We start from the raw sequence: 12,836 nt of genomic DNA on the forward strand, positions 1-12,836 counted from the left end.
TTGATTTTGCCAGTGATGAGTTACCACTTTACGGCGCGAGTCGAACGAAAGTTTTATTACTGTTCGTTATTGATGCCCCCCGCCTAGTAATCAAGCTTTTATGAAAAGCTTTTTGCAACATCTTCTAACAAGCGAATAGACTAGCTTTCAGTACATAGGTTAATGTTTTCGATATCTATATCGTTAGCATCAAAATGAACGCCACTTGTAAGTTCAATTGATGCTTCGATGTCTGTGGATATTTCTATAATTTCGGTATCGCCATATGCCCAGTAAACCTTCTCCGGCAAAAGTGAATTCATTCTATTTAGTATAATCAGAAATTCTTTGCTAACCATTTAACGACTCCCTCTCAGTGCCGTTATCGTAACGCCAAAAAAGAGCAGAAAAACCTGTCCCTTGGTATAGAATGCTGAAGCATAGGATACAGATGCTAGCCTTTGAGGCGAGTGAAGATAATTAAATTCGAATGTAGGAAGATTATGAAGTATTTCCACAAAGCAGTATTTGCGGTTTCAATTTTATTACTGACATCATGCTTGGATACTACCCCGACGGCTAATGAGCTAGAAACAAATGTTAAGCGGTCCTCATCTGGTATATGTCACGACCATACAAGTAGTTCGTACACAAGAACGAAAAATTTTAAAGCATTTGATTCACTTCAGGCCTGTTTGGAAGATGGTGGGCGACTACCTAAGTCCAAAACAACGCAATACGACGCTGCTGAGCAGGAAGCAGTTCAAGAAGGTAGAAGCTTTGTTGCTCTATATAACAGAGACGAATGGCCCCACTGGATAGATGATGATGGTGACTGTCAAAACACGCGACACGAATTATTAATATCTACGTCTAGAGCAGCTGTATCTTTCAAAACGGAGAAGTCTTGTAACGTACTCGACGGTGAATGGTTTGACCCATACTCCGGAGACGTTTTTCATGACTCTATTGCTCTCGACCTAGACCATATTGTGCCCCTGAAATTTGCACACGGCCACGGCGGCGATAAATGGTCTAGAGAAAAAAGAAAAGCCTTTGCTAACGATAGAGAAAATTTACTATTAGTAAAAGCCTCTTTGAATAGACAAAAAGGGGCGAAAGGGCCTGATGAATGGCTGCCGCCGAATCATCTTTTCCGATGTGAGTATATTGCAAATTTCGCGTATATCATTGATAAGTATGGTTTAAAGCTCGTATCGAGTGAAAAGAGAATAGTGGATAAAATGCAATTGGCCTGTAAAGGCTAAAAGTAGTCAGTAAAGGATTACAATGATAAATGAACAAAAGCGACAACGGGCCTGCATCGCGTTGCCTAAAATACTTGGGCGAGGATGGCGGAAACTCCGTAAGGTTCTGAATTATAATCTTTATATTTAAAGCTTATAATTATAAAAGTTGCATATAATTGGATATAAAAGCTCATGCGGTCAAACTCTACCTAGGGGGAGCTTTTTAAAATCACTGTTTCATTTCATGGTGTGATGATACTTAAGAGTACCAATTTGAAGGTTATCTAAGCGAGTGCAGGAACAGCTTAAAGCGAAAGGCGGAAGTTGACTTGAATACCATCGTGCGACTGCTTCAGACAAGGAGTGAACGGTCAATAACGCACAGCTTACCAGCGGCCAAACCGGAGCGCTTTTGGTGATAAGGTGTCGCACAGCGAAACCACTAAATCTGTTTAGGTTTGGACTACTGCGTGTAGTCGCTTGCTATGCTTTTTTCATTCTGTATCCCCAGATTTCTCTCATTCTCTCCAAAGATTGCTTGCTGGCATTTTTTGCTTCTTTTCTAGATAGGCCTTCTCTACGTAATCGTTTAGATATAGCGGCAGTCAATTTTTCGTCCCAGTCCGAAAGTTTTGTTTTTGCCGGAACTTCAATTAATAATTTGCTATCATCAAGATTACTAATAATTGTATCGCCCATTTCTCCATATTGAATGTACAACCCGTTCGACTGCACTATCCCATCAGCGACGCTACCTTGTGTTTCTAGCTCAAACTTAACACCAAATTTAACCGATACTGGACGCTCGACCTCCAAAATTAGAAATGCATGCTTTTTATTTATTCCCCAAGTACATAAGACATCACCCAACGACGATTCTTCATGCAGCTGAATTAAATTAATTACATTTAAATTTTTCTCACAATCTAAAATTAATACAGGTATATTTCTTCCTTCCGCCATGCTTCCAGTAGCAATAGCTCCGTCTCTAACGATTGGCAAAAAAAAGTCATCTTCAATTTTAGTTTTTTTCATTGTCCATAAACCTTAATAAATGCGCCGTCGCAATACTCACTGGGCCATCATTGCTTATTCCTATGATTTCATACTCGTTGATATGAAATGTAATATTTTCATTCTTTGGTCGAATAAATGTGATCCACCCAGAAACTGATTCTTTGGGAGGAATATTTGTAGGAATTTTTACCTTTTTGTAATCTGCATCTACATTTGGCGGTAAGATGTTGGCAACCGGTTGCGATATCGCACTACCACATTCATCATTCTCAAAAGAGTATCCTGTACGCAGCTCTATATTTGAAAATGACTTCGCAGAGGATGATAAATTAGTAATAGAAATGGCAAATTCGCAATACTGTTTGCCGTTTGTCTCAAATGAATAGCAATCAATAAGGTACGACTTAATTCCCAACGACTTTTCAAGATAATCTTTTTCAGATAGCTGAAGCGCCTTCTTAGATAAACAATAGCCAAAAAATGCAATTATCAGTGACCCTAAAGACGTAGCAAAAGCCGCAATTCCTATTTTATTAGTTAAATCCATGGCTTTCTCTCCGTATGAGTATAACTTTCCGTATAACGGGCAAATATACGTAGGCTAAAATAACGAGTAAAGCAAATGCTTATGCGTTTGTTAGGTGCGCTTTTAAAAAGGGAAATTGTCCCAATCTACATCCATTATAGGCTGACTATTAGTAAGTTTAGAAACATTGAACTTTACTAAAATTGCATTGAGACAATTCACAAACTCTTCCGAGTCAATAAGGTTTTTATTATCCACAACTTGTTGTTTCAGATTCTCTAATATCTCAGTAGGAACATTATCTACTGATTTAAGAATCAATACCTTTTCTATTGCCTCTTCACTTGAACTAGCATTAGCAATTGCGCCAGCAAGCGAGGAAAGAATTTTGCTTTTTGTCTTAGGTGATTTAACCAGTGTGAAAAAAATTGCTTCTGCGACTTCGCCAATTTTTTTACCTTGTGCTTGTATACCTTGAAATTTTTCAATGAATCCGTACGGATCCAGACCTTTTCGGATAGGTATTATCAGAACATTTCTTCCAACAGCGACACCTACTTCTTGATCGCACCACGAACTTTCCTTAAAACCCGACATTAGGATGGCTGCTAATGCATCCATAGTTTGTAACCCAGCCTCTATTTCATTTTGCCATTCTTTTGTTGGCTCAATATCCTCATGAGCTACGAAGCTAGAAATTGCATATTTTCTTAATGCTGTTTGCAAATGAGAGGTCTGAACTTTGAAGGAAGCTAAATGACTTAGAAATAATCTGAAATGACCTGGCTTCCAAAAGCCAACATCTTTCTTTGTATCCGAAGAAATTGATGTATCAATTATCCCTAACTCACTGGCAAGTTCTAAAAGAAGTTCTTCATCAACATCAGCGAGCATTTCCTTCGCGTAAATTCTTTTACTGCTATATTCAACAGTGTCATCGGTTGGTACACCGTGTGTTCGAAAGTAGGTATTAATATCTGAGAAAGTCATTCTTGACTGGAGTTCAGCGCCGATGCTGTCTAAGAACTCAATTTTTTCTAATCCATTCATCTATCTGTCCATATAATCATGAGCACCTGACTTTCAGCTAAGGGGTGCAGATGCGTCGGGCATAATGGCGAAGCAGACCCGAGTTTAGGAGTCCCAACGACCAAAGAAAGTGCACTTTAGCGCTTTGTCATCTGCAATTCTTATTTCTATTATGTTCTTCTGCTTTTGCACATACAGCAAACATATCGAGAAGAGTTGACTTAAACCACTTAGCGGCTTCTGTAGATGTTTTTAAACTAGAACCGTCTAACTCTAAATCATTTAAACTCTTTGGGTGCATTAAATTATTGCGAATTCTTGAATAATCATTTAAAGCTTCCCAACCACGCTCATCTGTTTTGACCGTAAAGTCTGGACTGTGAATTCTTGTGTAACAATTAATCGTAAAAAGAAGCATGGGTAAGTTTTTTTGAAAGTTAGCTTTGGTTTCTAATTTTCCTTTTGGACTGAGTTGATAACGCTCTTCCTTAAGCAAAATAACTTCTTTATTAGAAAATAAATCTGGGTAATCTTTTGCTGTTGCAATAGCAACAAGTCTCAATTGACATATCATTCCCTCAATAAAAGCAAAGTACGTTCTCAATAAAGTTCTTTGTGCGAATCCGTTATTATTTTCTTTACCATACACTCTGATCTCTTCCACATCATTTGATAGTAAAGTGAACACGGACTTCATTTGATTAACTGCTAATTCTCGATTCATACCCTATTCACATAACTTTAAGCTAAGCGGCTCAGTTGCACAGGGCATAACAGTGAAGCCGCCCCGCGTAATTGCGTCCGAACGACCGAAGGGGTGACTTGAGCGCTTTGTTAGAAGCAGAGCCTGTTCCCTTGGCATTTTTAAAAACTAATAAAGTCAGCATACGATTGATTATTAACACAAACAAGTAAAACAACAGCGCAGTGATGGTATTGATTTGACTGAAGCAAGCTGCCATTCGAGCTGACAAACGCAATGGCGCTTACTGACTTAAAATAAGAACTTGGCGATAAAGCCCCTATTGCGCTGCCTTTGTAGTTAATGCGGCGAAGTTAAAACCACCAAAAGCTATTAATCAATTTATAGCGAACCTGCTTCCGTTTTACGCTCAACGATGTAATTAAATACTCAATGAGTGAACAGCTGCTTCACGTACGTTTCAGCCTTCCAGAGTCACTGGCTCAAAAAGACAAAAGGCAGATCTTCAACGCCAGGACTCTGGGGGCAGTAAAAAGCGGAGCAAGGAACGAGCGCAACTTTTTGACGTCCCGTGGAACCGATTGTGAAGCGATCTTTACCAATAAGTTTGTAAAATCTATCTTTTTACAATGTCGGTTATGGCAAATTTGGTAATTATATCTAGTTCACCTAGAAGGTTTTTCGGAAGCAATGACAATATAAAGCGTCTTAATCCTGATTGAATTGTGCACATACCAAACTGATCACTCAACTCCCAAATCGGATTATCAGAGCTTGCGTATTCAGCATGGCGAAACAGTTTCTCAAAAAACGCTTCAATTGAGGAAAAAGCTTTTATCTCCACTAAGTCATCAATATGGCAAACTATTGACATAGAGAAATCTGGCCCATAAGTATTTTTTTCAGAATCATACACTACCTGTGTAAGTAATAGGTCAATTCCTCCGCTGTATCGCCAGTTTGTTAAAGCTTCCATGTTTCCTCGACTTTCGTTAAACATTTCGTCACTATATGCCCACAAAGCACTAGCGATTTTAAATCCTTCTTTTGCCCTTTTATCTGGGTAAAACCCCATCATGTAGATGTCAATTGAATCTTCAGATCTAAAGTGAAAATAGTTTAAGTTGCTAATAATTTCATTTTTGGCTTTTTGAGAAGTTGGGCGACAGAATAAATAGCCGATTAATTTAACATCAGAGTCTTGATATCTTTTTTCGATTCGTTCATTGGAATCCGATAGAAGAATAGATTTTTTTGATTTACCATCAAAGCTTGGCTGAAAATCGTGCATCATGCATTTCATGTAAGTTTCTATCGGATTGCTATCCAGATTCATGCTTTCTTTATTTTGCTTTTCTTGGTATTTTTTTTTAAGATATTCGCTCTCTATCTCATCAATGATTGATGGTTCTTTATGGTCTAATAGATATTTCGACTTAGCTTCCAGCCTGCTTCTTTCTTTGTCCATTAAAGAACGCTCAAAATCTTCACGTTCTATCTTCTCTATTTTAATTAGAGCTTTAGCATTACCAAGTGTTGCTGCATCTTTTAGTAATTTATAGCCCTCATCTTTTTGCTGCTCGATAAAACCAACCCCCTTAATGTAAGCCCCTGTAAACTTGAGCATTCCGAGTTGATACAAAGCACTGCTATTACCGGCTTCAGCTTCTTTTAGTACACTTTCATAATCCGCTTGATTCATGTCAGTCTCGTAGTTCTTTGTTGCCTTAATGGTTGCGTTCTCATATGACTTGCCTGCTTATACACCTAGGCATCATGATTTTCCGACCGAAGGTGTCGACCTCCCCGCTTTTTTTCGTCGATTAGTTAAACCAGAGCCACACTGTTCGGTCGTAATACAAACAACATAGGATATCGACATGCCTAATTCTAGTGCAGTTTTTCTCAGGTTAGACGTCCGCTTTACGTACGTTTCAGCCCCACAGAGTCACTGGCTTAAAAAGACAAGGTTCAGACGTACAACCTCCAAGTAAGGGCTGCAAACATGTAGGACATAATAGCTAAGCGGCCCCGAATGTTTGCGTCCCAGCCCGCGCAACGGGAGAACGTCTCTCATTTGTTATGTGGTTTAGTAAACTCTTATTTTAGAAGAGTCCCTTTCACATGAGCCTCTATGGTTAGCTGAGGTAGTCTTGCAACTCCAATATTGATCACCATTTGTGCCTTTCTTTTCGCAGTTATCAAAGCTACAAGCATCATAGCAAGTACCATTAAGATCTGAATTTTCAGCAGCAATCTTGGCTTTCCGTTCAGCTACCTCACAGGCTTCTGCTCTAGTATCCCCATCGCCAATATGTGTTTTACCCGCATACACATTTGTTGATAAAAATATAAGTGACGCCAAACATGCAATCCGAAATTTATTCATAGTAATTTTCCTTATATTATGTCCCCCAAAAAAACTATAAGATAGATGTGGGAAATCTACCCTACAACATAACATTGTATGCGGAGACCTTTGTATTGTGCAGTTTTGGGGTTATGTGGCATAGCCCCCAAAAAAGAAACAATGCAAATATTTTCTGCTTTACAATCTTGTTATCGTTGACCGTTTAGTATGCTTAATGCTGCTTCAGCCAGTTTTAATTCTTCCTTGAACATCTATATTTCTTGTTCTTTTTCTAGGTACTTTCTCACTACCCCTTGCTGTGGCCGCGCTGGTATCACATCATAGTAGTTGGCGAGCCTATTTATAAGCGAATCGCTGCTCGCACAAAAATCAATCATAAGTGTATATTACAGCTTCACGTTGTAAAGGCGTAAGCTTATGGATTCATAAAGCTGCTCAGTTTAATGTAAAGCAAAGCTATAGAAAGAGTGTAAGCGGGAGCGGCAGCAATACGTTCTTAGCTGTCATTATTGGGACTCATTAAAGCACCAAAGTCATTAGCTACGATAAAAAAGCTCAATTGCAGTCTTTGGGTTTATAACGCTCGGTTTTATGATAAAGGCCTTTTCTGCATATAGGCAAACCTCAACCATTAAAAATCCTCCAAAGCCAAGGTCTATTTCGACTTTGAAAAAATGCCTCTGGGTATCAGGCCTGACTTCTTACTCGCTATAATGAAGACAGTGCCTTTGTTAGCCTAATTACTGATGATGGTGAGTGCTTCAATGATTATAATTATGGATATCAACTTGAACCAGTAGAGAACGGTTAAGTTTCGTTTGAATTGAATACTGATTGTTGCTCTACTGGAAAGATATTACTTGAAAGTAGAGTCGAATAATTTAAGGAAGAAGAATTCATGAGCCAAATATCAATATCTGTATATTGCGAAAAACATAATATCACTGAAGATGAGGTGAAAGCTCAGATAAGGAATGGTGAATTAGTGGGCGGCCCTAAAATGGGAGTGTGGTACGTTGATGTTGATGATATCGTTGGTGTAGATTCATCTGCCATTTTAAAAGAGCCGCAACAACAACAACTATCGAGCAATAGCACTCCCAAACAGTTAATTGTTTTATCTAGCTTGGATTACATTTCGAAAAAAGAAATATTGGAACTAGGACTCGTTTCGGCCAGCTCAGTACAGAGTGTGAATATCTTAAAATCTGTTGGTGCAGAGATACGTTCACAGACAATCGGAGGGAAGTCAGAGACACTATCTAGTCTCATGGATAGTGCTAGAGAACATAGCCTTAAGAAGCTCCAGTCTGAAGCTTATAAGTTGAAAGCAGACGCTATCATTGGTATTCGTTTCTCTACTAGTGAAGTTTTACAGAGAGGCGTTGAAGTGATGGCATATGGTACAGCAGTAAAGGTAGTCGGATAAAAGTTGTACTCTCACCACAGCTAAAGTAGGTCATAAAGTTCACTCAGTATTTCATGTTGAATCGTCACTCGCATTCTAAAAAACGATAATTGGTTTTTAGAATATGTGCTCGATGAAGCAGCTAACTTTTTTCTTCTATCAATTCAATAATTCTCGGTGTGCCGTGAAGTTCTGCGTAATCTTTATGGTTAAACGGGAGAGGACAGTCTACAACAGATAACTTGGTTTCAAGTATGGCTTCAACTCGCATTTCATCTTTTTTGTATATTGCATTCTGTAGAGCTTTGTGAGCCCCTAGGTCATCTTTGAACGTTAACGCGTTTCCGCTTAACCCGTGAATGTCGCTGCCACAATGCTTGCACTTAATCGCTTCTGCCTTGACTAACTCTGCGCAGTAGGGGCACTTCTTCTCGCTGCCGCTCTGAATGCGCTTTGATTCAATTTTCTGATCATTGGAGTCGGTCAGCATTGCTATCAGTAAACTGATGAGTGGAGATAGAAGCAGAGACAATATAAAGTAACCAAAAAAGCTTTTGCCACGCTGCGAGGCAAACAAGGCTACAAGGAATGAAAATACCAACCAGAAAATGAAAAACGGGCTCATTGAAATCCTTTCAATATAGTTGTATTAGTTACCCTGTAAATTATCACGTTATTTATAAGCGAACAAAAGATAGTGAATTTACCACAACTCTAATGGATACACCGTAACCACTATTTATTGCACGGAAAATGCTAAACAGATCAATGAACGTCAGCATTAGCCATATGCCTAGATTAAGACACGAATGTCCGAAAAATGTACATTTCGCCCTCCCAGAGTCAGTGGCAACTAGAGACAAACAACGGACGGTCAATAACTTTTAAATAAGGGGCGCAGGCATGTGGGGCATAATGGCGAAGCCGCCCCGCATGTATGCGTCCCAGCGAACGAAGTGAGTGACTTAATTTTTTTGTTATGTGCCATCGCTTGATACTTCCACGAAAAAACCACTAACTTTCTGACCTTTAATTTTTGCACACCACCGTTTATAAAATGGATACGCTACTAAGGCCATCATAACGCCATTTACAACCGAAACTGCCGGTGTTGCTACCACTGAAATTAAATCGACTATGGTCGGTTCTCCGAAAAGCGCAATAATAAAAATGAGAACTCCAAATACTAATCCACCTATAAAGTTAATGGTTGCAGATATTTTGATAAGTGACTTTAAGCTAAGTTGAGTATGAAAAATTCTAGTCATAGGTTTCTTATTCTAAGTGGCACATAACGCCCGCATAATAGGCGCGAGCTTGCGAGCGGCCTAATTGATGCGATTGTTATATTCATTCTTCCGATTCCGGCTCGATGTCTTCTCTTCTAAAAAGACCAATAGACTTTTTGTTTATGCCATTACCGTTAGGCGAATATGGAAGCTTTTTTGAAATATTTTTTTCAACCTGGCCATCTTCGTGCAGGTTATAAAGGATTGCATCTATCGTCTCTAAGGGTTTTGTGTAGACCTCTGGGTTTAATGTCTTTAAATCGGCAGTAAACCCAAAGATAACAAAGACTGTTGAGAATATGAGCCCCCAATGAGGTTTTCTTTTATTGATTTCTTTTTCAACTTCTTCCAATTTCTCAAGGATCAGCTTTGTATCATCATTTTCTTCAATTTCGTGAAACTGGGATTTCAACAGATTAACAAGCGCTACGATACGAGCTTTATTGATAATCTCTGGATTGTAACGACTAGAAAATTCCTCAAACCCATCAACGGCATAAAAATCATCATCAAACTTGGATGCCGAAAACTTTGTCACCTGACTAAGTCTCGTTAGCGCTACCTTTGCATTAACAAGGTGCGTCGTTGAAACAAGTTGAGACTCTTCAAGTTCACTGTAATTTCTAATTTTAAAAAGTGAGGCAAATACGCCCATCGAACTGTTTAGTCTTCTGCGCCTATTAATAGTCCAAATTTCCTTGTCACTTAGGCTAGATAGAATGGCAAACAGCTCGCATAGCTTTGCTTCTTGAAAAACATTTTCTACCTGATCTTTTAAATGAGCGGGTAAATATACTAATTGCTCAATAAGCCATAAATACACTGCTTCAAAATTAGATAAAAGCTCTCTATCACAATCGATCAAAATCTCATCCGATGCAATACTGGTGGACATATATCGGTAATAGCTGGATACAGTGAGCATTTTATCTTTAACTGAAGGATAATCCCGTCCCTCAAGCGTCCTTGAAATGCTTTCTCTCAGTTTTTCTAATTCTTCTTCTGTCATTAACTATAGGTCCTTTAGAGCTTCCAAAGAATATAACGGCCCGCATAACGGGCAAAAATACGTAGGCTATAATACAGAGCGAAGCGAAGGGAGCCTACGTGTTTTTGTCCCAGCGAGCCCGCGAGCGAGTTTATGCGATTGTTAGGTTTCATTGTGATTCAACGAAGAAAGAACTGATTTCAATTGCGGAATTGCAGATTGAACAGAGCCCATACCTTCTAGTGAAACCATTAACACGCCTTTATTAGTACCGAGACACGCAGCAACTAAATGTCCTACTTCATTTGGCCCTGAATACGCAACTAATTCCCAAGGGGCACTCGTTTGAACATCTAAAGGGGCAAGTTGAGAATATAATTCCATTTTAGGAAGTTGTTCATTGAGGTTTGATAAGTAGCTTTTCATTTCAGCTAATATCTCAGCTCCCTTGTCTACGGATGGCACAATGTAGACTGAAAGAATGATTACCTGTTCTGATTCTTCATTTGCTGCAACAGTTGTAATTTTGTTTGTATTTACAACGGACCATCCATTTCCGAGGGTTAAAGAAAAGCCATTGGATTGGATTTCTTGAGACACAGAACTAAACGCTGTAACTAATAAAATCAGACCGAAAAACATCATTTTCATTTAATCAGTTCCTTTGAAACCTAACTTTTAAATAAGGGGCGCAGGCATGTGGGGCATAATGGCGAAGCCGCCCCGCATGTATGCGTCCCAGTGACCAACGGGAACGACTTTATTTTTTTGTTATACGTCATTGGCGTAAAACATCTACGGTTGCTTTGTGAAATGTATCCGCTGGGTATAGCTTAGTCTTGCATGAAGTTAACATATGGATACTTTCTTCATTTGAGCTTACAGATGGAATTTTTGCTTCACATTGCCCCATAAATTCGCCGTCTGTGTTAAATAGGCTGAATCTTAAACTAAGCCCGAAAGCATTGGGAGTTAGGCCCAAATTAATCATTTTGGTTGTTAGTAGGATCTCATTGTCTACTACTTGAGAATTTACTAATTCAAGACTTAGAGAATCTACAAATGTATCCATATCCTCTTTAACGAGTTCACGCATGGAATACTTATAAGTCTGTTCTATTTTTATGTGTCCAACAATGAAGTAGGTTGCTAAAACCAGTACAACGGCAACAGCAAATCCGGTGCCCCAGAAAAAACCATCCAATATCTTTCGCAATCTTTAAATTCCTTTTGACGTATAACGCCCCTATTAAACGGCACAGACTTGCTGGCTATAATCGCGAGGAACGAGCGCCAGCCAGCGAGTATGGGTCCGGTTGAATGGTTTGTTATATGGCTACCAAACCGGTTCATCATTTTTGTTATAAAGAACACCGAAATTAATATTACTGCATTTACCAAACTCAAATTGCAACTCTAAACAGCAGTTAGAAAAAAACGCAGATTCCATGGAGCCATAATCTTCAACCTCCGGTTCTTCGTTGCAATTTGATTCCACAAAATCTAAGACTTCACCCTGTTGAACACCAATTAGCTGTCGACCAAACATCTGACAATCTGGATTGTGAACTTCGATCCAGCCTAGCCGGTTATGGTTTTCTGGTTCAAATGACAATTCTAGACGAAGGTCAAAATACTGAAGGCGCTTACACTGCGCATCAGTTGTAAATGACTTGTCAGGCTTTCCCAGCTTCTGAATAGCTTCCGCTTCGAAAATACCAAATTCGACCAAAGAAATTCCTTTGCCTATTACTAGTTCCATTCTAACCCTATAGCCATATAACACTAAGCTAAGGGGCAAAAGCACAATGCGAGAATAGCGAAGCCGCATTGTGTTTTTGTCCCAGCTGCCCGCCACGCGGGTTGCGACTTAAGCGTTTTGTATGGATAATTCTTCCCTAAATACACCATATTTCCTTTTCAAAGATGGGTAAAGTGAGGCCCAGACTTTGGCTGCAACCAAAGTTGGCTGTGTGGCAGTTCGATTTAGCGAAGGCTCCTCAATTGAGAGACCGATAACAAACAAGAACACCGCACAGTGCTCCAAGCAACATACTCGAATAGTCGACTGGGCCTCGAGCTCGCATTTAGCAAACCAGAGTTAGCTTATTATGAAAAAATCAGTAGTGCAAAACATAAACGTGGGTGTAGATGTAGGTAAGGATTTTCTTGATATACATATTCGTCCGTTGGGCGAATACTTAAAAGTGAGCAATGATAAGAAAGGGATTGGTGAGGCATTAAAAAGGTTAAGAAAATTAACGATTGTTCGTATT

General features: G+C 39.2%; 15 protein-coding genes. 2 read left to right on the forward strand and 13 right to left on the reverse strand.

Annotation, left to right across the window (positions count from 1 at the left end):
* Positions 1–140: 140 nt before the first annotated feature.
* Positions 141–302: a hypothetical protein gene (locus tag JKP82_RS01695; RefSeq protein WP_218395564.1), complete on the reverse strand. Its 162-nt coding sequence runs from the start codon at positions 300–302 to the stop codon at positions 141–143.
* A gap of 180 nt (positions 303–482) precedes the next feature.
* On the opposite strand from JKP82_RS01695, the gene JKP82_RS01700 reads away from it, so the two are divergent.
* Positions 483–1,247, forward strand: a complete 765-nt coding sequence (locus tag JKP82_RS01700; RefSeq protein WP_218395566.1) for an HNH endonuclease family protein — start codon at positions 483–485, stop codon at positions 1,245–1,247.
* A gap of 465 nt (positions 1,248–1,712) precedes the next feature.
* Here JKP82_RS01700 and JKP82_RS01705 read toward each other — a convergent pair whose 3' ends face one another.
* The 6 genes from JKP82_RS01705 to JKP82_RS01730 all read right to left on the reverse strand — a co-directional run bounded on the left by JKP82_RS01705 (position 1,713) and on the right by JKP82_RS01730 (position 6,893).
* Positions 1,713–2,264, reverse strand: coding sequence for a hypothetical protein (locus JKP82_RS01705; protein WP_218395568.1), 552 nt, complete (start codon positions 2,262–2,264; stop codon positions 1,713–1,715).
* The gene (locus JKP82_RS01710) at positions 2,251–2,793 is read right to left on the reverse strand and encodes a DUF4352 domain-containing protein (protein WP_218395570.1); all 543 of its coding nucleotides are present in this window, start codon (positions 2,791–2,793) and stop codon (positions 2,251–2,253) included. The genes JKP82_RS01705 and JKP82_RS01710 overlap by 14 nt, the downstream gene beginning before the upstream one ends.
* Before the next feature lie 102 nt (positions 2,794–2,895).
* A complete protein-coding gene (locus JKP82_RS01715; RefSeq protein ID WP_218395572.1) occupies positions 2,896–3,822 on the reverse strand; it encodes a toll/interleukin-1 receptor domain-containing protein in 927 nt (308 codons plus the stop codon).
* A 127-nt stretch (positions 3,823–3,949) separates the two neighbouring features.
* A complete protein-coding gene (locus JKP82_RS01720; protein WP_218395574.1) occupies positions 3,950–4,525 on the reverse strand; it encodes a hypothetical protein in 576 nt (191 codons plus the stop codon).
* A gap of 595 nt (positions 4,526–5,120) precedes the next feature.
* The gene (locus tag JKP82_RS01725; RefSeq protein WP_218395576.1) at positions 5,121–6,206 is read right to left on the reverse strand and encodes a hypothetical protein; all 1,086 of its coding nucleotides are present in this window, start codon (positions 6,204–6,206) and stop codon (positions 5,121–5,123) included.
* Positions 6,207–6,593: 387 nt separating this feature from the next.
* Positions 6,594–6,893 carry a hypothetical protein gene (locus JKP82_RS01730; RefSeq protein ID WP_218395578.1) on the reverse strand — a complete coding sequence of 100 codons (300 nt, stop codon included), beginning with the start codon at positions 6,891–6,893 and terminating at the stop codon, positions 6,594–6,596.
* Positions 6,894–7,773: 880 nt separating this feature from the next.
* Here JKP82_RS01730 and JKP82_RS01735 point away from each other — a divergent pair.
* Positions 7,774–8,304 (forward strand): YbjQ family protein, encoded by a 531-nt coding sequence (locus JKP82_RS01735; RefSeq protein WP_218395580.1) that lies wholly within the window; start codon positions 7,774–7,776, stop codon positions 8,302–8,304.
* A 121-nt stretch (positions 8,305–8,425) separates the two neighbouring features.
* On the opposite strand, the gene JKP82_RS01740 is transcribed toward JKP82_RS01735, so the two are convergent.
* From JKP82_RS01740 to JKP82_RS01765, 6 genes are all read right to left on the reverse strand, one after another.
* Positions 8,426–8,908: a zinc ribbon domain-containing protein gene (locus tag JKP82_RS01740; protein WP_218395582.1), complete on the reverse strand. Its 483-nt coding sequence runs from the start codon at positions 8,906–8,908 to the stop codon at positions 8,426–8,428.
* A 352-nt stretch (positions 8,909–9,260) separates the two neighbouring features.
* On the reverse strand, positions 9,261–9,551 hold the full coding sequence (locus JKP82_RS01745) for a hypothetical protein (RefSeq protein ID WP_141152202.1): 291 nt from the start codon (positions 9,549–9,551) through the stop codon (positions 9,261–9,263).
* Positions 9,552–9,633: 82 nt separating this feature from the next.
* On the reverse strand, positions 9,634–10,581 hold the full coding sequence (locus JKP82_RS20740; protein ID WP_258544311.1) for a hypothetical protein: 948 nt from the start codon (positions 10,579–10,581) through the stop codon (positions 9,634–9,636).
* Positions 10,582–10,722: 141 nt separating this feature from the next.
* Positions 10,723–11,211: a hypothetical protein gene (locus tag JKP82_RS01755; RefSeq protein ID WP_218395584.1), complete on the reverse strand. Its 489-nt coding sequence runs from the start codon at positions 11,209–11,211 to the stop codon at positions 10,723–10,725.
* Positions 11,212–11,338: 127 nt separating this feature from the next.
* A complete protein-coding gene (locus tag JKP82_RS01760; RefSeq protein ID WP_159528492.1) occupies positions 11,339–11,776 on the reverse strand; it encodes a hypothetical protein in 438 nt (145 codons plus the stop codon).
* Positions 11,777–11,896: 120 nt separating this feature from the next.
* Complete coding sequence (locus JKP82_RS01765; RefSeq protein WP_218395586.1) at positions 11,897–12,322, reverse strand: hypothetical protein; 426 nt, start codon at positions 12,320–12,322, stop codon at positions 11,897–11,899.
* Between the last annotated feature and the right edge of the window lie 514 nt (positions 12,323–12,836).

The sequence above is a fragment of the Alteromonas lipotrueae genome (assembly GCF_019249215.1).
Taxonomy (GTDB): Bacteria; Pseudomonadota; Gammaproteobacteria; order Enterobacterales; family Alteromonadaceae; genus Alteromonas; species Alteromonas lipotrueae.